21 protein-coding genes and 1 tRNA gene are annotated in these 23,227 nt (G+C 67.6%); 9 read left to right on the top strand and 13 right to left on the bottom strand.

Annotation, left to right across the window (positions count from 1 at the left end; translation table 11 throughout):
* Positions 1–72: 72 nt before the first annotated feature.
* From ACWDTI_RS06600 to ACWDTI_RS06580, 5 genes are all read left to right on the top strand, one after another.
* On the top strand, positions 73–882 hold the full coding sequence (locus tag ACWDTI_RS06600; protein WP_449737240.1) for an enoyl-CoA hydratase-related protein: 810 nt from the start codon (positions 73–75) through the stop codon (positions 880–882).
* Between the two features lie 40 nt (positions 883–922).
* A complete protein-coding gene (gene fadD5 / locus ACWDTI_RS06595; RefSeq protein ID WP_449737239.1) occupies positions 923–2,527 on the top strand; it encodes a fatty-acid--CoA ligase FadD5 in 1,605 nt (534 codons plus the stop codon).
* A 132-nt stretch (positions 2,528–2,659) separates the two neighbouring features.
* Positions 2,660–3,790: an NDMA-dependent alcohol dehydrogenase gene (locus ACWDTI_RS06590; protein WP_449737238.1), complete on the top strand. Its 1,131-nt coding sequence runs from the start codon at positions 2,660–2,662 to the stop codon at positions 3,788–3,790.
* A 36-nt stretch (positions 3,791–3,826) separates the two neighbouring features.
* Positions 3,827–4,642, top strand: a complete 816-nt coding sequence (locus ACWDTI_RS06585) for a serine hydrolase domain-containing protein (RefSeq protein WP_449737237.1) — start codon at positions 3,827–3,829, stop codon at positions 4,640–4,642.
* Between the two features lie 125 nt (positions 4,643–4,767).
* Positions 4,768–5,286, top strand: coding sequence for a DUF3145 domain-containing protein (locus tag ACWDTI_RS06580; protein ID WP_449737236.1), 519 nt, complete (start codon positions 4,768–4,770; stop codon positions 5,284–5,286).
* A 399-nt stretch (positions 5,287–5,685) separates the two neighbouring features.
* Here ACWDTI_RS06580 and ACWDTI_RS06575 read toward each other — a convergent pair whose 3' ends face one another.
* The 6 genes from ACWDTI_RS06575 to aceE all read right to left on the bottom strand — a co-directional run bounded on the left by ACWDTI_RS06575 (position 5,686) and on the right by aceE (position 14,180).
* Positions 5,686–7,137 (bottom strand): acyl-CoA carboxylase subunit beta, encoded by a 1,452-nt coding sequence (locus ACWDTI_RS06575; RefSeq protein ID WP_449737235.1) that lies wholly within the window; start codon positions 7,135–7,137, stop codon positions 5,686–5,688.
* A gap of 32 nt (positions 7,138–7,169) precedes the next feature.
* Positions 7,170–8,441 carry a KasA/KasB family beta-ketoacyl-ACP synthase gene (locus ACWDTI_RS06570; RefSeq protein WP_449737234.1) on the bottom strand — a complete coding sequence of 424 codons (1,272 nt, stop codon included), beginning with the start codon at positions 8,439–8,441 and terminating at the stop codon, positions 7,170–7,172.
* Positions 8,441–8,743, bottom strand: a complete 303-nt coding sequence (gene acpM, locus ACWDTI_RS06565) for a meromycolate extension acyl carrier protein AcpM (protein WP_449737233.1) — start codon at positions 8,741–8,743, stop codon at positions 8,441–8,443. The genes ACWDTI_RS06570 and acpM overlap by 1 nt, the downstream gene beginning before the upstream one ends.
* 133 nt (positions 8,744–8,876) lie before the next feature.
* On the bottom strand, positions 8,877–9,785 hold the full coding sequence (locus ACWDTI_RS06560) for an ACP S-malonyltransferase (protein ID WP_449737419.1): 909 nt from the start codon (positions 9,783–9,785) through the stop codon (positions 8,877–8,879).
* A gap of 195 nt (positions 9,786–9,980) precedes the next feature.
* The gene (locus ACWDTI_RS06555) at positions 9,981–11,252 is read right to left on the bottom strand and encodes a PucR family transcriptional regulator (RefSeq protein WP_449737232.1); all 1,272 of its coding nucleotides are present in this window, start codon (positions 11,250–11,252) and stop codon (positions 9,981–9,983) included.
* Positions 11,253–11,372: 120 nt separating this feature from the next.
* Entirely contained in the window at positions 11,373–14,180 is a 2,808-nt protein-coding gene (gene aceE, locus ACWDTI_RS06550; RefSeq protein WP_449737231.1) for a pyruvate dehydrogenase (acetyl-transferring), homodimeric type, read from the bottom strand.
* A 222-nt stretch (positions 14,181–14,402) separates the two neighbouring features.
* Here aceE and ACWDTI_RS06545 point away from each other — a divergent pair, with 222 nt between their 5' ends.
* The 3 genes from ACWDTI_RS06545 (at position 14,403) to ACWDTI_RS06535 (ending at position 16,012) form a co-directional block, all read left to right on the top strand.
* The gene (locus tag ACWDTI_RS06545; protein ID WP_449737230.1) at positions 14,403–14,999 is read left to right on the top strand and encodes a hypothetical protein; all 597 of its coding nucleotides are present in this window, start codon (positions 14,403–14,405) and stop codon (positions 14,997–14,999) included.
* 120 nt (positions 15,000–15,119) lie between these two features.
* Complete coding sequence (locus tag ACWDTI_RS06540) at positions 15,120–15,551, top strand: DUF3052 domain-containing protein (protein ID WP_449737229.1); 432 nt, start codon at positions 15,120–15,122, stop codon at positions 15,549–15,551.
* The gene (locus ACWDTI_RS06535) at positions 15,548–16,012 is read left to right on the top strand and encodes a redoxin domain-containing protein (RefSeq protein ID WP_449737228.1); all 465 of its coding nucleotides are present in this window, start codon (positions 15,548–15,550) and stop codon (positions 16,010–16,012) included. The genes ACWDTI_RS06540 and ACWDTI_RS06535 overlap by 4 nt, the downstream gene beginning before the upstream one ends.
* Positions 16,013–16,028: 16 nt before the next feature.
* On the opposite strand, the gene ACWDTI_RS06530 is transcribed toward ACWDTI_RS06535, so the two are convergent.
* The gene (locus ACWDTI_RS06530; protein WP_449737227.1) at positions 16,029–16,811 is read right to left on the bottom strand and encodes an alpha/beta fold hydrolase; all 783 of its coding nucleotides are present in this window, start codon (positions 16,809–16,811) and stop codon (positions 16,029–16,031) included.
* 100 nt (positions 16,812–16,911) lie between these two features.
* On the opposite strand from ACWDTI_RS06530, the gene ACWDTI_RS06525 reads away from it, so the two are divergent.
* On the top strand, positions 16,912–17,652 hold the full coding sequence (locus tag ACWDTI_RS06525; protein WP_449737226.1) for a winged helix-turn-helix transcriptional regulator: 741 nt from the start codon (positions 16,912–16,914) through the stop codon (positions 17,650–17,652).
* A 37-nt stretch (positions 17,653–17,689) separates the two neighbouring features.
* Here the strand turns inward: ACWDTI_RS06525 and ACWDTI_RS06520 are convergent.
* From ACWDTI_RS06520 to ACWDTI_RS06495, 6 genes are all read right to left on the bottom strand, one after another.
* Positions 17,690–17,761 (bottom strand) — tRNA-Val (locus ACWDTI_RS06520).
* 39 nt (positions 17,762–17,800) lie between these two features.
* The gene (locus tag ACWDTI_RS06515; protein ID WP_449737418.1) at positions 17,801–18,607 is read right to left on the bottom strand and encodes a putative protein N(5)-glutamine methyltransferase; all 807 of its coding nucleotides are present in this window, start codon (positions 18,605–18,607) and stop codon (positions 17,801–17,803) included.
* Positions 18,607–19,584, bottom strand: a complete 978-nt coding sequence (locus tag ACWDTI_RS06510; RefSeq protein WP_449737225.1) for a helix-turn-helix transcriptional regulator — start codon at positions 19,582–19,584, stop codon at positions 18,607–18,609. The genes ACWDTI_RS06515 and ACWDTI_RS06510 overlap by 1 nt, the downstream gene beginning before the upstream one ends.
* A gap of 47 nt (positions 19,585–19,631) precedes the next feature.
* The gene (locus ACWDTI_RS06505; protein WP_449737224.1) at positions 19,632–20,447 is read right to left on the bottom strand and encodes an aldo/keto reductase; all 816 of its coding nucleotides are present in this window, start codon (positions 20,445–20,447) and stop codon (positions 19,632–19,634) included.
* Between the two features lie 85 nt (positions 20,448–20,532).
* On the bottom strand, positions 20,533–22,047 hold the full coding sequence (locus ACWDTI_RS06500; RefSeq protein ID WP_449737223.1) for a serine/threonine-protein kinase: 1,515 nt from the start codon (positions 22,045–22,047) through the stop codon (positions 20,533–20,535).
* Positions 22,048–23,058, bottom strand: a complete 1,011-nt coding sequence (locus ACWDTI_RS06495) for an alpha/beta hydrolase family esterase (RefSeq protein WP_449737222.1) — start codon at positions 23,056–23,058, stop codon at positions 22,048–22,050.
* Between the last annotated feature and the right edge of the window lie 169 nt (positions 23,059–23,227).

The following is a 23,227-nucleotide window of genomic DNA, read 5'->3' as shown; positions in this document are numbered from 1 at the left end:
CAGTGTGATAGTAGTGTGAGGTAGTCGCCGACCCACAGAGGGCCGGTGTCGAGGGTGAGAGGTGAGCCGGCAGTGAGTCATGAGGTGGATGGTGGAGACGAGATTCGGGTCAGTGTCGATGACCGAGGGGTGGCCCGGATCGAGATCAACCGTCCGCAGCGGAAGAACGCGCTGAACGACGTCGTCAGCACGGGTCTGGTCACCGCCCTGCGGGACTGGGCGAACTCCGACGATGTCCGCGTGGTGGTCATCGACGGGGCCGGCGGCAGCTTCAGTTCGGGCGCCGACATCGGCGGATTCATGTCGGCAGCCAGTGGGAACGCCGACGGCCGACTGGACCCCGAGCAGGCCCGCGGGTTCATCTCGGGCGGTTCGGAACTGGCGCGGGCCGTGCGAGCGGTCCGGGTCCCGGTCATCGCCTCGGTGGACGGCGCCGCGGCCGGCGTCGGCGCGTCGCTCGCGCTCGCGGCCGATCTCGTCTACGCCACCGAACGGTCGTACTTCCTGCTCTCGTTCGTCAACATCGGCCTGATGCCCGACGGCGGTGCCACCATGTCGGTGGCCACCTCGATCGGTCGGGTGCGGGCCAACGCGATGGCGCTGCTCGGTGAAAAACTGCCGGCCACAGAGGCTTTCGACGCCGGCCTGGTCACCAAGGTGGTCGCCGACCGCGCTGCTCTCGACACCACCGTCGACGCGGCGGTGGCCAAACTGGCCGCCACGTCGCCGCGGGCGCTGCGGCTGACGAAGGCCGCCCTCGACGCCCATACGATGGGCGGTCTCGAGCCCGCGCTCGATCGGGAGCTCGCCGGTCAGACCGAACTCCTGCAATCGCCCGAATTCCAGGCCGCGATCGCCGCCTTCCTCGGCGTCAAGCGCTGAAACCTCTTTTTCTGCACCATCATTCGTGAGGAGATACCCCATGACCGCGACCATCGACACCAACAGTGACCTGACCACCGAGCCGCTGAGGTCCCGCCGCAACCACTGGAACAATCAGGTGCGGCGGCACGCCTTCATGACCCCGGATCGTCCGGCGCTGAAGTTCCTCGGCAACGTGACCACGTGGAGCGAACTCGACCAGCGGACGCACGCGTTCGCGGCCGCCCTGCACCGGCGCGGCGTCAAGTTCGGTGACCGCATCCTGATGCTGTTGCTCAACCGCACTGAGTACGTGGAGGCGGTGTTGGGCGCCAACCTGATCGGGGCCATCCCGGTGCCGGTCAACATCCGGATGAGCCCGGCCGAGGTCGCCTTCCTGGTCAGCGACAGCGGTGCGAAGGTCATCGTCACCGAGGCGCTGCTCGCCCCGCTCGCCGACGCGGTCGGTGCGGCCACCGGAGCCATCGAATCCACCATCGTCGTGGGGGAGACCGGCAACGACGCACACCTGGACTACGAAGCCCTCGTCGCCGAGGACGCGTCGGACCTGCCCGAGATCGACGTCCCCGAAGACACCGTGTCGCTCATCATGTACACCTCGGGAACCACCGGAAAACCCAAGGGCGCCATGCTGACCCACCAGAACCTGCAGGCCCAGGCGGTCACCTGCCTGCAGGCGCTGCAGACCAGCTCCGACGACATCGGCGCCTGCGTGGCGCCCATGTTCCACATCGCCGGCCTCGGCGCGATGACCCCGCTGTTCTACATGGGTGCGCTCTCGGTCATCCATCCGCTCGGCGCCTTCGACCCGGACGACATGCTCGACACCCTGGAACGGGAGGGCACCACGTCGATCTTCCTCGTGCCCGCGCAGTGGCAGGCCGTGTGTGCCGCCCAGCAGGCCAAGCCGCGTGATCTGAAGCTGCGGGTGATCAGCTGGGGTGCGGCGCCGGCGTCGGACACCGTGCTGCGCGCGATGAACGAGACCTTCCCGGACGCGATCAACGTCGCGGTCTTCGGGCAGACGGAGATGTCGCCGATCACGTGCGTCCTCGAGGGCCGCGACGCGCTGCGCAAGATCGGCTCGATCGGCAAGGTGGTGCCGGCCGTCACCGCCCGCATCGTCGACCCCGAGATGAACGACGTCACGCCCGGCGAGGTCGGCGAGATCGTCTACCGCGGCCCGAACATGATGGCCGGGTACTGGCAGAACCCGCAGGGCACCGCGGACGCCTTCCACGGCGGATGGTTCCACTCCGGCGACCTGGTCCGCGAGGACGAGGAGGGCTTCCTCTACGTCGTCGACCGGGCCAAGGACATGATCATCTCCGGCGGCGAGAACATCTACTGCGCCGAGGTGGAGAACGTGCTGTTCGGCCATCCCAAGATCGCCGAGGCGGCGATCATCGGTCGCGCACACGAGAAGTGGGGGGAGGTGCCGGTGGCGGTGGTCGTGCTCGCGGCCGGTGTCGACGACCTCACCCTCGCGGAGATGGAGCCCTTCCTCAACGAGAACCTGGCGCGCTTCAAGCACCCGAAGGACCTGGTCATCGTCGCCGAACTGCCCCGGAACGCCGGCGGCAAGGTCGTCAAGCCGTCGCTGCGCAACGAATACGGCAGCAAGGACGCCGGCCTCGCGAACTGAGCGTGAAACCCGGGACTAGAACACGTTCCATTTTTCGCCGAAAGTGACTAGGGTCTCAGTCAGATTGTCGTTGCGTCGGTTCAGGGGTCGAACGCCTCGGGGGACGCTTGTCTACACGTGGAGGATTGCCAGATGAAGACCAAGGGTGCGCTGCTGCGGGAGCTCAACAAGCCGTGGGCGATCGAGGAGATCGAGATCGGCGATCCCAAGCGCAGCGAGGTCAAGATCCGGATGGAAGCCGCGGGCATGTGCCACTCGGATCATCACCTGATGACCGGCGGCATCCCGATGGCCGGGTTCCCGATCCTCGGCGGGCACGAGGGCGCCGGTGTCGTGGAACAGGTCGGGGAGGGGGTCACCGATTTCGAGGTGGGCGACCACGTCGTGCTGTCGTTCATCCCGTCGTGCGGGAAGTGTCCGTCGTGCAAGGCGGGTCAGTCGAACCTCTGTGACTTCGGTGCCATGCTGCTGCAGGGCGAGGCGGTGTCCGACAACACGTTCCGCATCCATACGGCGGCCGGCGAACCGGTCTATCCGATGACGCTGCTCGGCACGTTCTCGCCGTACATGGTGGTGCACGAGGCGTCCGTGGTGAAGATCGACAAGGACATCCCGTTCGAGGTCGCGGCGCTGTGCGGATGCGGAATCCCGACCGGCTACGGATCGTCGACGCAGAGCGGCAGCGTCCGCCCCGGCGAGGACGTCGCGATCGTCGGTGTCGGCGGCGTCGGTACCGCGGCCCTGCAGGGTGCGGTCATCGCCGGCGCCCGCAACATCTTCGCGATCGACCCGGTCGAGTGGAAACGTGAGCAGGCCATGAAGTTCGGCGCCACCCACACGTTCGCGTCCGTCGAGGAGGCGGCGATGTCGATCGCCGAGGTCACGCATGGACACATGTGCCACAAGGTGATCGTCACCGTCGGCGAGGTGCACGGGTCCGACGTCGACACCTGGATGGGCATCACCGCCAAGGCCGGCACCTGCGTGCTGACCGGCATGGGCAACATGATGGAGAACCAGGTCACCCTGAACCTCGCCATGCTCACCCTGATGCAGAAGAACCTGCAGGGCTCGCTGTTCGGTGGCGGCAACCCGAAGCTCGACATCCCCAACCTGTTGTCGATGTACCGGATGGGCAAGCTGAACATCGAGGACATGATCACCCGGCAGTACCGCCTCGACCAGATCAACGAGGGATACCAGGACATGCTGGACGGCAAGAACATCCGCGGCGTCATCCGCTACACCGACGCGGATCACTGACTCTGCGATACCGGGCAGCGGGTAGCGTAGCGCGGTGTGTCCACACTTGACGCACTAGCGGACTGGCCGGTCGAGCACGTCTCGGCCGCACTCATCACCACGGGCGGGGTCGTCGAGGAGTTCGGCGACCCCGCCCGTGTGTACGAACTGGCCTCGGTGACGAAACTGCTTGTCGCCCAAGCCGTGCTGGTCGCCGTCGAGGAAGGGGCGATCGAGCTCGACGACGCCGCCGGACCCCCCGGTGCCACCGTGGCCCACCTGTTGGCGCATGCGTCCGGACTGGCCTTCGACAGCCGGGAGGTCGCCGCGCCGGTGGCGACCCAACGGATCTATTCCAGTGCCGGCTTCGAGGTGCTCGCCGAGACGGTCGAGGCGGCCAGTGGGATCGGTTTCGCGCAGTACCTGCACGAGGCGGTGTGCGAACCTCTCGGTCTCGACGCCACCGAACTCGCCGGTCCGGCAGGACATGGCGCCCGGTCCAGCGTCGCCGATCTGAGCCGCTTCGCCGCCGACCTGCTCGCCCCGGCGCTGGTGTCCGAGGAGCTCGCCGATCGGGCGCGCAGCGTCGCCTACCCCGGGCTCGACGGCTTCGTCCCGGGCTACGGCAAACACCGCCCCAACGACTGGGGACTGGGATTCGAGATCCGGTCGCACAAGCAGCCGCACTGGACCGGGTCCCGTAACTCGCCCGGCACCTTCGGGCACTTCGGCCAGTCGGGGACGTTCCTGTGGGTGGATCCGGAGCTGAGCGCCGCATGCGTGGTGCTCACCGACCGGCCGTTCGGTGCCTGGGCGAAGCCCCTGTGGAGCGAGTTCAACGACACCGTGGTGGCCGCGGCCGCGCAATCCTGAGAAACATCACCAGAAACTGGCGCAACACGTGTCCCATGGGGCACAATTAATCACAACAATGTGATATCCGGTGCTGATGAGGGAGTTGGGGAAGACGTTCCTCGTCGAAACCGGAGGTGAGCAAGGTGCGCAATCTGAACCAGTTTGCGGACATGACAACAGGAGTGGTGTACATCCACTCGGCGCCGGTGGCGCTGTGCCCGCATGTCGAGTGGGCTCTGTCGTCGACCCTGAATGCGCGCGCCAACCTGAAGTGGTCCGCGCAGGAAGCCGACCCCGGGATGCAGCGCGCCACCGTCGATTGGGCGGGGCCCGTCGGCACCGGGGCGCGATTGGTGACCGCGCTGCGCGAATGGTCCGTGCTGCGCTTCGAGGTCACCGAGAACGCCAGTGAGGGCGTCGACGGTGAGCGCTTCAGCTACGTGCCCGGGCTCGGCCTGTGGCGTGGGTCGACGAGCGCCAACGGTGACGTGATCATCGGCGAGATGCAGCTGCGCGCCATGATCGACGCGATGCCCGACAGCGTAGGGCTTGCCGGCGAACTCGAGGCCGCGCTGGGCACCGCGTGGGACGACGCCCTCGAGTCGTACCGGATGGGTGGGGCCGGCGCCGAGGTGACGTGGTTGCAGCAGCGCGTGGGATAGTGAGAGCCTTCGGCGAATCCGCAAGCGCCGAGAGATGATTCGACCCCGGTGGGTGCCCACCGGGGTCGAATCATGTGTTGGTGTGGAGACCCTCCGTGGCGGGTCCTGAGCAGCGCCGAGGAAACAGATGCGTGTCGAGGGCGGCCATTCGTGGCTCGGCTGGCGCCTCGAACCTCAGGGAACTGGGGAGGGTGGCGCAGTCGACGGATGGGAGGGTGAGCGTTGATCGGCCGGCCCCGGTCTGGACTGACGAGGAGCACGGGAGCGTAGCGACCCTGCGACGAGGAGGGAAGGCCGGGGACTGAGGCCGGTCAACACGCGGCGACGGAGTCGCCGCCAAGTTACGGGAAGACCAGGGACTGAGGCCGGTCAACACGCGGCGACGGAGTCGCCGCCAAACTACAGAGGTATGTTCTTGTGCCGTCCGCGTCGTGCCGGGGCCGCGGCCAATGCTTCGGCGATGCGGCTGCGGGTCTTGGCGGGGTCGATGACCTCGTCGACCACACCGATCGACATGGCACGGCCCACACCGCCGGCGATGGACTCGTGCTCGGCGGCCAGACGGTCGTGCAGGGCTTCGCGCTCGTCCTCGGGGGCGGCCGCGAGGGCCTTCTTGTGCAGGATGCCGACGGCGGCCTTGGCGCCCATCACGGCGACCTCGGAGCCGGGCCATGCGAACACCGCGGTCGCGCCCAGCGATCGGGCGTTCATCGCGATGTAGGCGCCGCCGTAGATCTTGCGGGTCACCAGGGTGACGCGGGGGACGGTGCATTCGGCGAAGGCGTGCAGCAGTTTCGCGCCGCGGCGCACCACACCGTTCCACTCCTGGCCGACGCCGGGCAGGTAGCCGGGCACGTCGGTGATGACGATCAGCGGGACGCCGAAGGCGTCGCAGAGCCGGACGAAGCGAGCGGCCTTCTCGGCGCTCTCGGAGTTGAGGCAACCGCCCATGCGCAGGGGGTTGTTGGCGATGATGCCGACGCTGCGACCGGCCAGCCGGCCGAAGCCGACGACGATGTTCGGTGCCCACTTCGCCTGGAGCTCTTCGAATGTCGTGACCTCGGTCTCACCGTCGGCGGCGAGCTGGGTGTCGAGGAGTGAGGTGACGATCGGGTGGACGTCGTAGGCGCGGCGATTCGACTCGGGCAGTAGGGCTTTGAGGTCGGTGTCACCGGCCTCGGCCTGCTCCCGATTGAAGTGTCCCTGCTTGCTGAAGGTCGACACGAGCCGACGGGCACGCCAGTAGGCGTCGGGTTCGGAGTCGGCGATGATGTGGCACACGCCGGACTTCTTGCCGTGGGCGAGTGGACCGCCGAGCGTCTCCATGTCGACGGATTCGCCGGTGACGCTCTTGACGACGTCGGGGCCGGTGACGAACACCCGGCCGGCGGGCGCCATGATGACCACGTCGGTGAGCGCCGGCCCGTACGCGGCGCCGCCGGCGGCGAAGCCGACGACGACCGAGATCTGGGGGACGTACCCCGACGCGCGGACCATCGCCTCGAAGACCTGTCCGACCGCGTGCAGTGCCTCGACACCTTCGGCGAGCCGGGCGCCACCGGAGTGCCAGATGCCGATGACCGGCGCCTGTTCGGTGATCGCGGTGTCGATGGCGCTGACGATGTGAGCGCACCCGACCACACCCATGGCGCCGCCCATCACGGAGCCGTCGGTGCAGTAGGCGACGGTGCGGACGCCGTTGACCAAGCCGATGGCCGCCTGCACACCCGATTTGTCGCGGGTGTGCAGGAGCGACATCGTCCCCTCGTCGAAGAAGTTGGTCAACCGGAGCAGCGGATCGCGCGGATCTGCCGCTTCCTCACGGCCGGTGATGGGGGCCAATGTGGTCATCGCAACTCTCCTTGGTGTCGGGGTGAAGTTGGTCAGTAGCGACCGAAGGCGAGCGCAACGTTGTGCCCACCGAATCCGAACGAGTTGTTCAACGCGTAATCGATCTGCCCGTAGCGGGCTTCACCATGGACGACGTCGACGTCGCATTCGGGGTCCTGGTTGTCCAGGTTGAGCGTCGGCGGGATGACTCCCTCTTCGACACTCTTGATGGTCAGCACCGACTCCAGCGCCCCGACTGCGCCGATGGAGTGTCCGAGTGCGGACTTGGGTGCATAGACCGCGGCATGCTGGCCGACCGCCATATTGATGCCGACGGCCTCGGCGGTGTCACCGATCGGTGTCGCCGTGGCGTGGGCATTGATATGGGTGATGTCGGCCTTGGTCAGGCCGGCGGTCTGGATGGCCCGGGTCATCGCCCGCGCGTTGCCCTGACCGCTGGGGTCCGGGGCGACCAGGTGGAAGCCGTCGGAGGTGATACCGGCTCCCAGGACACGGGCGTGGATGTGCGCGCCGCGCGCCTTGGCGTGTTCTTCGCGTTCGAGGATCAGCATCGCCGCGGCCTCGCCGAACACGAAGCCGTCGCGGTCCTTGTCGAACGGACGCGATGCGCCGGCCGGATCGTCGTTGCGGGTGCTCATCGCGCGCATCATCGAGAACGCGGCGATCGGAATCGCATCGATGTGCCCTTCGACGCCACCGGCGACGACCATGTCGGCGTCACCCATGACGATGTGCCGCCATGCGTGCGCGATGGCCTCGGCGCCCGACGAACAGGCGGAGACCGGGGTGATGACACCGGCGCGGGCGCCGATGTTGAGTCCGACCATCGCGGCCGGTCCGTTGGGCATGGCCATCGACACGGCCAGCGGGGAGACCTTGCGGTAGTTGCCGGACTCCTCGATCGCCTTGACGTTGGCGACCATCGCGTCGCCGCCGCCCTGGCCGGTGCCCAGCACCACGGCGAGGCGGTCCGGGTCGACCTCGGGCTCACCGGCGTGTGCCCAGAGTCGCTTGCTCATCACGTGCGCGACCCGCTCGACGTACGCCATCCGGCGTGCCTCGATGCGGGTGACCTCGTCGGCCGGGTCCTTGAGCATCCGGCCGCCGACACGGCACGGGAGTTCGCCGTACTGCGTGACGAAGTCGTCGGTCAGCAACCGAATGCCGGACTCGCCCGCAATCAACTTCTTCCACGTGCTGTCGAGGTCTTCGCCCAGCGAGGTGGTGGCCACCATGGAGGTGACCACCACGCTCGGGAAGTTCCCGCCCAGCGTGGAGTATTCGCGGAGGGAGGGCGAGCTCATCAGTTCTGTTCTGCCTCGATCTGCGCCTGGATGGCGGCGGCGGCCTCGGGGTTCTCGGCCTCCAGCTTCTGGATGTAGGCGACGGCGTCACCGACGGTACGCAGGCCGGCGAGATCCTCGTCCGGGATCTTCACGCCGTACTTGTCCTCGGTCTGGACGGCGATCTCCACCATCGACAGCGAGTCGATGTCGAGGTCGTCGACGAAGGACTTGTCCATGGTCACCTCGGACGGCTCGATGCCGGTGACTTCCTCGATGATCTCGGCGATACCGGCGATGAGTTGTTCCTGGGTGGCAGCCACTGTGTGGTTCCTCTTCCTTCTTTGATTCGCTGTGAGTACTCCGGAGCACGCGCGGACGCGACGGGTCCACGGATGCTTGGACAACCCGGGTTCGGCGGGTTTTCCGGGGGTCACGACCTAACGGCCGCGACCGCTATCCAAGTTCGGTGATGGTGTCGAGATCGTCGGGGGTCTTGCAGGCCAGGGACGGCGTGCCCTTCAACTCTCGTTTGGCAATGCCGACGAGCGTGCCGGCGGGCGGCAGTTCGACGACGGCAGTGGTGGCGTGCTCGCGCAGATACGCCGAGCAGAGGTCCCAACGGACGGGCTTGCAGACCTGTCCCACTAGTTTTGTCAGCGCATCGGCGCCGTTCGTTACAGGTTGACCGTCGGAGTTCGACAGCAACGTCCGATCGGGATCCGCGGGGGTGATCCGGGCCGCGGCCGCCGCGACGGCGTCCTGGGCAGGCGCCATGTAGCGGGTGTGGAAGGCGCCGGCCACCGCGAGCTTGCGGATGCGGGCCTTGGCGGGGGGATTGGCGATCAGCTCGTCGATGGCGTCGACCGCACCGGCCGCGACGATCTGGCCGACCGCGTTGCGGTTGGCCGGGTCGAGACCGAGTTCGTCGAGCCGGGCGAGCACCTCGTCCTCGTCGCCGCCGAGGATCGCGGCCATCGTGGTCGGCTCGAGGGCGCAGGCCTTGGCCATCTCGGCGCCCCGGATGGCGGCCAGGCCGACCGCTTCGTCGCCGGTGATCACACCGGTGATCGCCGCCGCGGCGAGCTCGCCGACCGAATGGCCGGCAACCACCGCGTCCGCGGGCAGGTGAGTCCGCTTGGTGAGTTCATCGAACGCCAGCAGCGCCGAGACGACGACAAGCGGTTGGGTGACCGCGGTGTCGGTGATCTCGTCGGCGGTGGCGGTGGTCCCGAGTCGTTCGAGATCCAGTCGGGTCAGCTTTGACCATGTCGCGAGTTGGTCGCGGGCACCGGGAAGGTCCAACCATGGGGTCAGCATCCCTGGAGTCTGAGAGCCCTGTCCGGGCGCGAGGATCGACAGCACGTGACTAGAGAACACCGTCCGCTCCGCTTTTGTGGGTGTTGGTGAGCATGAACCTTATCGCAAGGATTTGTGGGGTTCCCACAAACTTGATCTAACAGGTGCCCACATCGTCATCACTCTGAGATGCGTTACCAAACCGTGTCCAAATCGGGCTGATCAGCTTAAATGGACTTTTTGTGATGTTACTGGTGAGTCCTATGTGGTTGGTGTTCGCGTTTCGTTTTGCAAGTGTGTCAGTCGACCCACCGTCGCGGCCACCCGGAGGACATAGGCGTCTCGAGGGTTAGTTGGATCACGTCCTGTGATTTCCGCAATTTTTTTCAACCTGTACCGGACGGTATTTGGATGGATGAACAGTACGCGCGCGCAGCTCTCGACAGAGCCGCCGGAATCGAGGTAGGCCTCGAGCGTCGAGTTGAGGGTGGGGCCGCCCTTCACCAGTGGACGCATCAGTGTGTCTGTGAGTGCTGTCACAGCCGTGGGGTCACCGTTGAGTGCTCGTTCCGGCAACAATTCGACGCTGTGGACCGGACGGGGGGCGTTCGGCCAGCCGACGACGGCGGCGATCGCGGACATGGCCTCGGTCGCGCTCGTGTGGGCGCTGCCCAGGTTGGGCATGGTCGGTCCGATCACCACCGGGCTGTCGGCGAACAGCTTCAACAGGTCGGAGACGAACCGCTCGCTCGGCCGGATCGGGCCGCTGACGATGGCGACCAGGAAGCTGCCCTGCACCACCGACAGTGCCGAGCGGTCGTACTGCTTGGCCGTGTTGTGGATGGCCAGCGGCACCGACACGTTCTGTTCGGGCGGCGGGGCGCCGACGATCACCGTCGCCGGGGCGTCGGAATCCCAGTTCAGCGCGGCGGCACGGGAGAGGAGCTGGGGACCGGTGTCGCCGCGGACCACCGCGTCCACGACCAGCGCCTCCAGCCGTGAGTCCCACGCGCCACGCGATTCGGCCGCCGACGCGTAGATCGAGGCCGCCGCGAAACCGATCTCGCGCCCGTACCGCAGCACCGATTCGGTCAGCGCACGCAGCTGTGCGTCGTTGCGGGCGAGCAGCGGCAGCCACTTCTCGAAGAACTCCATCGCCACGCGGACCATCTCGACGGTCTGCAGCAGGGTGATCCGTCGGGCGAGGTCCTGCGGCACCACCTGGAAGGCCTGCACGGTGAACTTGACGTTGCCCTCGGGATCCTGGATCCACTCGACGAAGTTGACCACCGCGGTCTGCACGACCAGCTGCACGCTGGCGCGCTGCGCGGCGTCCAGGTCGCCGAAATAGGGCAACTGGTCCTGCATCGAGTGGACGGCTTCGGTCGCCAGCCGGCCGCTGTACTGCTTCACCCGCCGCAGAAGGGTGTCGGGCAGGGCGTCGTGCACGGTCGCCGGCGCCGGGACATGCGCACCGCGCTCGCCGAACACGTCGGCGTGCGGCGGCTCCTGGTTCACCCGGGCATCGCTCATGTGTTCAACCTACCGCCGAGCCCGCACCCCTGGTTCCGGCTCCGTCACCACTGGTTGGGCCCCGCGACGCGCCGGCACGGAGTTCGCGCTCCGTGCCGGCACGCCCAGGTGCGAGCGCCGTCAGGCGACGCCGGGATCGCTCGTCTGCTCGGGTGCCGCCGCGACGTCGGTGATCTGATACTTGTCGGCGGCTTCCTGCGCCACGGTCATCGGGATGTTGCCGTCGCGGGCGAGCGCGACGAGCACCCCGACGACGATGGACTCGGCGTCGACGTTGAAGACCCGGCGGGCTGCCGGTCGGGTGTCCGAGAAGCCGAACCCGTCGGTGCCCAGGGTCAGATACGTACCCGGGACATACGCCCGGATCTGTTCCTGCACGCCGCGCATGTAGTCGCTCACGGCGACGAACGGCCCGGCCACCTCGGAGAGCACATCGGTCAGGTAGGGCCGCGGATGACCGCTCGTCGGCTCGCGCAGGGCGAGCTTGTCGGCCTCGACGCCGTCGCGGGCGAGTTCGCTCCACGAGGTCACCGAGTAGACGTTGGCGCCGACGTCCCACTCGTCGGCGAGCAACTCGGCCGCCCGCAGTGCGTCGGGCATCGTCACACCCGACACCAGTATGCTGGCGGGATTCGCCTTGCCCTCGGGTGCCTGCTGGTGCAGGTAGATGCCCTTGATGACGCCGGCGACGTCGAGGTTCTCCGGCTGTGCGGGCTGACTGATCGGCTCGTTGTAGACGGTGACGTAGTAGAAGACGTTCTCCGGGTCGTCGCCGTACATGCGCTCGAGACCGCTCGCGATGATGTGGCCGAGTTCGTAGGCGAAGGCCGGGTCGTAGGCCACCACGGCCGGATTGGTGGCGGCGAGCAGCGGCGAATGCCCGTCGGCATGCTGCAGTCCCTCGCCGGTCAGCGTGGTGCGACCGGCCGTCGCGCCGATGACGAAGCCGCGGGCCATCTGATCGGCGGCGGCCCAGAAGCTGTCGCCGGTCCGCTGGAAGCCGAACATCGAATAGAAGATGTAGACGGGGATCATCGGCTCGTCGTGCGTGGAGTACGAGCTGCCCACCGCGGCGAACGACGCGGCCGAGCCGGCCTCGTTGATGCCCTCGTGCAGGATCTGACCCTCGGTGCTCTCCTTGTAGGCCAGCATCAGCTCGGCGTCGACAGAGGTGTAGAGCTGGCCGTTGCGGTTGTAGATCTTCAGCGTGGGGAACCACGAGTCCATACCGAAGGTGCGGGCCTCGTCGGGGATGATCGGCACGATGCGCTTGCCGATCTCCTTGTCGCGAAGGAGATCCTTGAAGATGCGGACCAGCGCCATGGTGGTCGCCACCTGCTGCTTGCCCGATCCCTTGCCCGAGGTCTTGAGCGCCTGGCTCACATCCGGCTTGAGGACCTTGGACTTCGCGCGGCGTGCCGGCAACGAGCCGCCGAGCGCCTTGCGACGATCCATCATGTACTCGATGACCTCGTCGTCGGCCCCGGGGTTGTAGTACGGCGGCAGGTACGGGTTCTCATCGAGCTGCTTGTCGGTGATCGGGATCCGGTTGTTGTCCCGGAACGCCTTGAGGTCGTCGAGCGTCAGCTTCTTCATCTGGTGGGTCGCGTTGCGGCCCTCGAAGTGCGTCCCGAGCAGATAGCCCTTGATGGTGTGCGCGAGGATCACGGTCGGTTGCCCCTTGTGGGCCATCGCGGCCGCGTAGGCGGCGTACACCTTGCGGTAGTCGTGACCGCCGCGCTTCATCTCCCAGATCTGGGCGTCGGTCATGTCCTTGACGAGTTCCTTCGTCCGCGGGTCGCGGTTGAAGAAGTGCTCGCGGATGAAGGCGCCGTCGTTGGCGCGGTAGCCCTGGAAGTCACCGTCGGGCGTGACGTTCATCAGGTTCACCAGCGCGCCGTCGCGGTCGGCGTAGAACAGCTTGTCCCACTCGCGGCCCCAGATCACCTTGATCACGTTCCACCCGGCGCCGCGGAAGAACGACTCGAGTTCCTGGATGATCTTGCCGTTGCCGCGGACCGGGCCGTCGAGGCGCTGCAGGTTGCAGTTGATCACGAAGGTGAGGTTGTCGAGGCCCTCGGTCGCGGCAAAACTGGCGAATCCGCGCGACTCGGTCTCGTCCATCTCGCCGTCGCCGAGGAACGCCCACACGTGCTGATCGGAGGTGTCCTTGATGCCCCGGTCATGCAGGTAGTGGTTGAACCGGGCCTGGTAGATGGCGTTCATCGGGCCCAGGCCCATCGAGACGGTGGGGAACTGCCAGAAGTCCGGCATGAGACGCGGATGCGGGTACGACGGCAGACCGCCACCCTCGCCGGCATGGCTGTGTTCCTGCCGGAAACCGTCCATCCGTGTCTCGTCGATGCGGCCCTCGAGGAACGCGCGGGCGTAGATGCCGGGCGATGCGTGGCCCTGGATGAAGATCTGATCGCCGCCGCCCGAGTGGTCGAGTCCGCGGAAGAAGTGGTTGAAGCCCACCTCGTAGAGCGTCGCCGACGAGGCGTACGTGGAGATGTGTCCGCCCACGCCGACCCCGGGCCGCTGCGCGCGGTGCACCATGATCGCCGCGTTCCAGCGCACGATGCGTCGGAAGCGACGCTCCACGGTCTCGTCGCCGGGGAACCACGGTTCCAGATCCGTCGGGATCGTGTTCACGTAGTCGGTCGAGGTCAGCGACGGCAGCGATACGTGCTGCTCACTGGCGCGTTCGAGCATCCGCAGCATGAGGTAGCGGGCCCGCGCGGGCCCCGCGTTCTCGATGAGTCCGTCGAACGAGTCCAGCCATTCGGCGGTCTCATCCGGATCGATGTCGGGCAGGTGAGACGCAACGCCCTCTCGGATGACCCGGACGCGTCCCGGGTCTTCGTTGCGGGTGGCTGGGCCGGTGCCGTTGCCACCGGTCGTCGTGCGCTCTGCCTGGTCGGTCACTGTGATGCCTACTCCCTCGGTCGGCCGGGGCACGGTGGTGTCCGGCGTTCGATGACGCGGGGTCGCGTTCCCGTGATGTCGGAGCGCGACGATCCCACCCTTATCGTGCCGCATGTCGGCGTCGATGGCACCGGTTGGGTGAGGATGCCCACGACCACGTAACCACCCGCTCCGACCTGCGGTAGCGTTTCGGTGGTTGTTACTCAGGGGTCAGGAGGGACCATGGGCACGCGGCCGGGTATGCGACCGAGGCCGGCAGTCTGCTGCGCCGTCGTGGTATGCGCCGTCGTGGCGTGTGCGGCGACCGGATGCGCGTCGACCGTCGACGGCACGGCGCAGGCCCCGTCGGCGGAGGTGTCCTCATACCGGTCGGACATGTCGGCGTCGCGGGCCTCGACCGAACGCACCCGTGGCGCCGTCGAGTTGTGCCAGACGGTCATGTCGTCGGCCGGGTCGATGGTGCGCGGCTACAACGATCTCGTCGTCCGCCTCAACGCGACCGACAGTTATGACGCGGTCGGCGACCTCGACGACAAGGCGCGGGCGGGGCTCATCGCGGGGGCCGATCAGATTCGCGCCAAGCTCACCGAGTCCACCCCCGCCGACGTCGGCGATCCGGCCAACGCCTTCCTGGCCAGCACCGGCGCCCTCGGCGACGCGATCGCGAAACGTCAACTCAGCGGACTCAATTCAATCGCCGACCGGTGGACACAGGACAAGCAGATCCTGTTGACCCGGTGCGCGACATACCTTCCGCTGCCGCCCGCCACGGCCGCGACGCCCGCGCCGTCGGCGCCCGTGCCGTCACCGCCCGGGTAAATCCCCTGGCCGACGCGCCGCGGAGATTGATCGTGCCGCCCTCTGTTCGGGTTGCGCCCTCAGCATCTAGGCTGTTCCCTAAGCTGACAGTCGAATTCGCTTTGGAGGAGGTCGCACGCGGTGGTTGCCGCCACAGGGTCCAGCGGCGCTGGGGGCAGTACCGCCCACAAGCTCGGATTCACCTCGGGCATGGTGGTGCAGGAACTGGGTTGGGACGAGGACACCGACGACGACTTGCGGGTCGAGATCGAGGACGCCATCGGCGAGGAGATGCTCGACGAGGACGCCGACGACGTCATCGACGTCGTGGTCCTCTGGTGGCGCGACGGTGACGGTGACCTGGTCGACGCGCTGATGGATGCGATCACCCCACTCGCCGACGACGGCTACGTGTGGGTGCTGTCGCCCAAGACCGGCCAGGACGGTCACGTCGATCCGAGCGAGATCGCCGAATCCGCCCCGACCGCCGGTCTGACACAGACCAACGTCGTCAGCCTCGGCGAGTGGTCGGGTTCGCGGCTCGTCCAGCCGAAATCCCGCAAGCGCGCATGACCGCGCTCGAGGCTGGCGACCGGGCTCCGGACTTCGAACTGCGTGACCAGAACAATCAGCGTGTGTCGTTGAGCCGCCTGCGCGAGACCGGCAAGGTGCTGGTGGTCTTCTTCCCGATGGCGTTCACCGGAACGTGCCAGGGGGAGTTGGGTTACATCCGCGACCACCTGGACCGGTTCGACAACGACGACCTGCACACCGTGACGATCTCGGTGGCCGCGCCGCCGCCGCACAAGGTGTGGGCGTCGGCGCAGGGTTTCCTGTTCCCGCTGCTGGCGGACTTCTGGCCACACGGCACGGTCGCGCAGGCCTTCGGGGTGTTCAACGAGGAAGCCGGCTACGCCAACCGTGGCACCTTCCTGATCGACCGCGACGGCACGATCCTGTTCGCCGACGAGGTCGGACCCGGGGAGGCGCGCGATGCCGCCCTGTGGGCGAAGGCGTTGGCGGCCGCGGAGTAGCGACGGTGGGCTGAGTCTAGGACCCCACTCTCCGCTGCCGATTCAGCCAATCCGTCACGGTCTGCACGAACCACTCCGGGCGTGACATGTGAATGTCGTGCCCGGCGTCGGCGACCTGCAACGTCGTGACATTCGGATTGCGGGCAGCGAACCGTTCGAGGTGCGGGAGCGGTGCGAAGAAGTCGTACTCGCCCGCGATCAGCAGTACCGGGCACTCGATCCGGTCGGCCCTCGACAAGCTCAGGTCGCCGCTGCGCGTGCGCAGGATCTCGGTGATCGCCGTGCCCTGACCTTGCACCATCGTGCGGGCGGTGTCCGCGCCGTAGGTGGCGATCATGTAGTCGCTGTAGTCCTTCAGCGGCGGGATCGGGTTGTCGATCAACTGGTTCATGGTGGCGACCACCTGTCCGTCCGGGTCGTTGAGTACGCCGGCCGCACCCCAGGTCAACACCGACCGGGCGATGGCGGGTGTGCTGGTGGCCATCACCAGCGCGATCTCGCCGCCGGTGCTCCAGCCGAGCAGATGCGCGGGCGCGGCGTCCAGGTGGCGCAGCAGTGCCGTGAAGGCTTCCGCGTCGTCCTCGTAGAAGCCGGTCGGATACCGGCGCGGGATCGGCTGGGAGCGGCCGGATCCGGGCAGGTCCGCGGCGATCACCCGGAATCCGTTCTCCGTCAGCGCGTTCCGCAGCGGAAGGTGCCCCTCGATGCGATCGCCGAAGCCGCCGAGCAAGAGAACCGTCTCGTCGCCCGGGCTCTCTTCGTAGTAGATGCGCGACGTCCCGTGTTCGAACCATGCCATGATTGCGCTCCTTCATATCTCGGCCCCGGTTCAACAGTTACGCTAGGATGTGAACTGCCACTAGTTCAGGAACTGAACCAGTGGTTTGGAGGCGTGGCGCATGTCGAAATACGGCCAGTTCTGCCCGGTTGCCCGCTCGCTGGAGATCCTGGGAGATCGCTGGACCTTGCTGATCCTGCGCGAGATGCTTGGTGGGGCAACGCATTTCAACGAACTGGAACGGGGACTGCCCGGCATCTCGCGGCCGTTGCTGGCCCAACGGCTCCGACGGTTGCAGCATGCCCAGGTGATCGACAAGCGCGGCGGCGGGACCGCCACCGAATACGTCCTCACCCAGGCAGGTGTCGAGTTGCAGGGCGTGATCGGCGCGTTGACGGTGTGGGGCGAAGCGTGGGCGTTCACCGAACCCAAACCGGACGAGCTCGACCCGGTGCTGCTGATGTGGTGGCTGCGCGGCGACGTGCGCCGCGATCGCCTGCCCAAGGAACGGACGGTCGTGCAGTACGACCTGCACACGCGGCGCCGGCGTGGGACGTTCTGGCTGGTGATGACCAGCGCAGACGTGAGTCTGTGTCTGACCGATCCCGGGTACGAGATCGACCTGCTGGTGACTGCCGACGTGACGACGATGTACAAGCTGTGGTGGGGGCTTATCAGCTACGACCAGGCGCGCGACGAATGCGGTGTCACCGTCGACGGGATACCGGCCATGGTGCGGCGCTATCCCGACCTGTTCACCTGGGGCGCGGCGCAGGGGATGAACTACGTCAAGGCGAATCGCGAGATGCGTGCCCGGGGGCAGGTGGTTGCCATGGAGAACCCGTTCCAGCCTCGCGTCTGAATCACCAACCACCGCTCTGACCTGGGATCATGCGCGGTGCGCGCAAAGGGATTCGAACCCCTGACCGCTGGTGTGTAAGACCAGAGCTCTACCGCTGAGCTATACGCGCCGGGGCGATCGTCGACCCACGGGATCGGTGAGCGCCAAGTCACGAATCTAGCGGGTCGGGCCGCTCGACCCCAAACCGGCCCACGACGACCGTCGCGAACAACTCGTCGGACGTCACCGTCGTGGCGGTCGCACCCGAGTGCGCCAGCGCGGCCTCCGTCAGCGGCGCCTGCCCTCGGCCCGTCTCGATGAGTACATGTCCGCCCGGTCGCAACCAGTCGGTCACCTCGTCGGCGATGCGGCGGTGGATGTCGATGCCCTCCGGGCCGCCATCGAGGGTGTGGCGCGGTTCGTGGTCGCGCGCCTCGGGCGGCATGAATGCGATCTCGTCGGTGGGCACATAGGGGGCGTTGGCGACGACCAGATCGGTGGCGCCGCGGAGACGGTCGGGCAGTGGCGAAAACAGGTCACCGCAGTAGACGTGCCCGCCCACGTCGACGAGATTGCGCGCGGCACAACGCACGGCGGTCGGGTCGACGTCGCAGGCGTGCAAATCGATGCCGGGCACCGCATGCGCGATCGCGAGCCCGATGGCCCCACTGCCGCAACACATGTCGACGACGGTCGCGCCCGGGCCGACGAGGCCGGCGGCCACCTCGACGAGGAACTGCGTGCGCTGCCGCGGGATGAACACGCCCGCCGCCACCTCAACCCGCAGACCCGCGAAGGACGTCCAGCCGACGATCACCTCGAGGGGAGTGCCGTCGAGTCGGCGGCTCACCAGCAGGTCGAGTTCGGCCTCGTCCCCGGCCTGTGTGACCAGCAGGTCCGCCTCGTCCTCAGCGAACACGCAGCCCGCGGACCGCAGGCGGGTTGCCGTGCGCGACAGCAGGTCCGGTGTTGCGATCACGGCGTGCCCGCGGCACGCCGATACCGCGCGGCCAGCTCGTCGTGATGTCGTGCGGCGGCTCGGCATTCGTCGATCAGGGCCGGGGGCTCGAGGACCGTGAAGTCGGCGTCGAACGCACGCAGCCACCGCGCGATCCCCACCAGGGAGGTGCTGTACAACGTCACGTCACACGCCCGGTCGTCGCCGGCCTCGACGGTGCCCCACGCGTCGTCGACCATGCCGGCCACCTGCTCGAGCGACGCGTGAATGCGGACCCGGGCCGACGCCTGCCGGTAGACCGCGCCGAGGCTGCGGGTCAGCAGACCGGTGGCGCCGCCCTCGGGCAGCTCCCGCGGGGTGAAACGCGGACCTGTCGGGGTCTTGGGTTCCATGCGGTCGACGCGGAACGATCGCCAATCCTCTCGCGCCAGGTCCCACCCGATCAGATACCACCGCAGTCCGCTGCGCACGAGTCGGTACGGTTCCACTTCGCGTCGGCCCCGATCGCCGTCGTTCTTCGTGTAGTCGAACCGAAGCCGTTCGGTGCGATGGCATGCCGTCGCGATCTCGGTGAGCACCTCGCCCGACACCGAGGTGCGGTGGTCGCGCGGTACCGCGTCCATGCTCAGGGCGTCGAGACGATGCCGCAGTCGTGACGGCATGACCTGCCGGAGTTTGGTCAGCGCGCCCGCCGACGCCTCGGCCATCCCGGCGACCGATCCGGTGGTGATCTCGTTGAGGCCCAGCGCGACGGCCAGGACCTCCTGGTCGTCGAGCAGCAACGGTGGCATCTCGGCGCCGGCCCCGAGCCGGTAGCCGCCACCCACACCGACGGTGGCCCCGACCGGATAGCCCAGTTCTCGCAGCTTGTCGATGTCGCGGCGCACCGTGCGGGTGGTGATGTCGAGTCGTTCAGCCAATTCGGCGCCCGACCACTCCCGGCGCGTCTGCAGCAGCGTCAGCATCGCCAGGAGTCGGGCCGAGGTTTCCAGCATGGCTCTCATCATGCCGGGTGTTGCGGACCATTGGTGTCCGCAATCGGTCAGTCCTTCGGCGCTCCGAGGTTGAGTTCGTCGGGGTGCGCGCCGACCCGCGAGCCACTGTCGAGCCCGTCGATCGCGGTCAGATCGTCGGCGTCGAGTTCGATGTCGAGCACGTCGATGTTCTGCGCGATCCGCTCCTCGTGGACGGATTTGGGGATGACGATGACGCCGTTCTGCAGGTGCCAGCGGATCATCACCTGCGCCGTCGACACGCCGTGCTTGTCGGCGATGGCCGTCAGGGTGGGCTCGCTGAGCAGGGTGTTCGGCTGTGAGTGCCGGCCCCAGCCCTGTCCACTGCCGCCAAGCGGGCTCCACGCCTGCACCGCGATACCCCGGTTGGCGCAGAACGCTCGCAACTCGTGCTGGGGCAGCCGCGGATGCAGCTCCACCTGGTTGACCGCCGGGGCCTGCCCGGTGGCATCGATGAGGGCGGTCAGGTGATGCGGTTCGAAGTTGGACACCCCGATCGAGGTGGCCTTGCCGGCATCGCGGATCTCGATGAGCGCCCGCCACGTGTCGATCATCCGGTCCCGGTTCTGCAGCGGCCAGTGAATCAGATACAGGTCGACGTGATCGAGGCCGAGGCGCCCGAGACTGGCGTCGATCGCCGCGAGCGTCCGGTCGTGGCCGTGGTCGGCGTTCCACAGTTTGGTCGTGACGTAGACCTCGGACCGGTCGACGCCGGACTCCGCGATGCCTTTCCCCACCGCCGCCTCGTTGCCGTATGCGGCGGCGGTGTCGACGTGCCGGTATCCGGCGGTGCCGACCGCGTAGCGCACCGCGCGTTCGGTGTCCGCGTCGTCGGCTTGCCACACACCCAATCCCAACTGGGGGATCAGTGCGCCGGAGTTGAGCTCGATGGTGGGGAGGTCGGGCTCATGAGTTCAGGCTAGTCATCGCTCATCCACAGGAGATCTGATGCGTGGGCGATGAGGTCGTATCCAGCCACTTTCCGTAGGCGTCGCCGCCGACTCGGGCGCGGAGCGCGCAGACGTCCGCTTCGGACTGCCCGGCCACGAGGTAGACCGCGTAGATCGGATAACCGTCGAGGCTCTGACGCAGCGACGGACAACTCTGATCGGTCCGCAGGTATGACGATCCCGGATACCGCGCGAGCAGGGCGGCGATCTCGGTCGCGTACGTGGCGGGCGACGTCGCATTGCCGACCACGACGATTCCCGTGCCGTCGCAGGCGGGACGCGATATCGGGGTCGACAGCCCCAGATCACCCGACCCGCGTGCCGGTGCGGTGACCGTGGGCGCCTCGGTGGTGGTGCCTGCGGTCCCGGTTGTCCCCGGTGGGACCGTCGAGGTCACCGTCTGGGTGGCCGTGCTGATGACCGCCTGCTCCCTCGTCGTGTCGGTGGCCACCTGCCGAGCCGATGAATCGGTCTCCGACGTGGACGGCCGGCCGATCAACCACCATCCGACCCCCGCCAGGGCGACCGCCAGCGCGACGAGTACGACGACGACCGGCAATGAGATGCCCGAGCGCGGCCCGCGGACGATCTGGTGGGCTTCGTCGACCGACGTACCGGTTCGCGGCACCGCGATCTGCGTGGTCGCCCATTGCTCGTCGGGAGTGCGAACTGTCGGCGCCGGGCGACCCGCGGCCACCGACTGAGCGTCGGTGATCAGATCCCGGGCGCTGCGGTATCGGAGGGTCGGGTCCTTGGACAGGCCACGGTGGATGACGCGGTCGAGCGGTGAGGGGAGCGTGGGGGCGGGCGCATGGAGTTGCGCGGCGATCAACTGCTCCACCGACGTGGCATGGAACGGCTGACGACCGGACAGCATTTCGTACAGAACGCAGGTGAGACTGTAGATGTCGGAGGCCGGACCTTCCGGGTTCGGGCCGAATCGCTCCGGGGCCATATACGCCATGGACCCGATGGCCGCTCCGGCCGTCGTCAGCCGTGGATCGGTGACGCCCTGGGCCAGACCGAAGTCGACGAGATACGCGAAATCATTGCGGTCCACGATGATGTTGTCCGGCTTCACATCCCGGTGGACCAGCCCGTGGGCATGGGCTGAGTCCAGAGCATCGCCGACTTGTTGGAGGATGTTCAGTGCACGCCCTTGGGTAAGGGGTCCGTCCCGATCGATCAGTTCGCGGAGATTCCGGCCTTCGACGAGGCGCATGTCGATGAACAGCAGTCCGTCGACTTCGCCCCAATCATGGATGGGAATGACGTGCGGGTCGGTCAGGCGGGCGGCGGTCTGGGACTCACGCATGAACCGGCTCCGGAAGCCGGAGTCCCCGGCCAGCCCGGGGTTCAGCAGCTTCAGTGCGACGATCCGGTCACGTCGGGTGTCCTTGGCGCGGTACACCTGTCCCATGCCGCCACGACCGATCAACTCGATCAGGTCGTAGTCGCCGACCCTGGTTCCGCTGCGGTCGTCGGCACCGGGCACTCAGATCCCCCTCGGATGCAGCCAGAAGAACCGCCAGATCACCTGTGCGACCGGAAGGCCGACGGCCTCGGGCCACTGGTGGGTGCCGCCGTCGATGCGATAGTGCACCACCTCGCGGCCGGTCGCCGCGCACAGCGGCCAGTCGAGACGCGTGGCCGTGAGATTGGCCGGTATCGCGATCGGGGTCGGAACACAGCCGGCCCGGGTGATCCACCGGTTCAACCACGCGTCGACGGGCAGATAGCGCGCGCCGAAACGGACACCGCCCCGGTAGTGGATGACGCGGTCGGCGGTCCCGTGAAAGTCGATGAGCGAGATAGGCTGTGGTGCGGCACATTTCGTTGCATATGGCGAGTAGTACGCGGCGCTGACCGTGGCGAACGCGGCGAACGGCCACGGCATCCGGCAGGCGAGCATGCCCACGAAGCCACCCCCGTTGGATCGGCCGACCACGGACACCCGGTTCGGATCGACGCACTCGCGCGCGGCGACGCTGGTCAGGACCGCCCGGGTGAACGCCAGGTCGTCGGCACGCGGCGAGGAGTACGGCGCACCCTGCCACGACGTCTTGCCGTCGGTTCCTCGTAACCCGTTCGGATAGACCACGATCGCCGGAAGATCGGACAGGCCGGTGTACCGCTCGAACGTCGCGGCGGCCTCGTCGTGTCCGTGGAACGCGAGGATCAGCGGAACCCGGGCGGTCCCGCTGTACCCTGCGGGCAGATGTATCCGGTATGTCCGCTGGAGGCCGTGCACGTCGACCGAACGGACCATGCTGCGGCCGGACGCGCCGCCGGACCCCGACGACCCCGTCGAACCGAACGGGTCGGCCGATCCCGACGACCCGAGCAGACCCGTCCCATCCAGCGAACTGGTGCCGCACGCCGGGGTGGCGTGAGCCCGGACCACCGACATCGGCGACAACCACAGAGCGACGATCGACAGCAACGCAACCCACAGGTATCCGAGCGTGTTCCGTCGGCGTCGGTGATCATCGCGCCGGTGGGTCACCGGCTCAGCGTAGTGCCAAAGTCGCGTCGGCGAGGGCGCCGATCTGGGATTCTCGGTGATGTGCCAGCGGTATTCATCAGCGCGCGCGAGGGGTTTCGACACGGCCGCTCCTTCGTCGCGGCCTGCTCAACCGGCGGGGGAGACGCCTCCTTCGCGGCTGGCTCGGTTG

Source organism: Gordonia sp. NPDC003424, from assembly GCF_053588655.1.
This window is presented reverse-complemented; position numbering and strand designations above follow the sequence as displayed.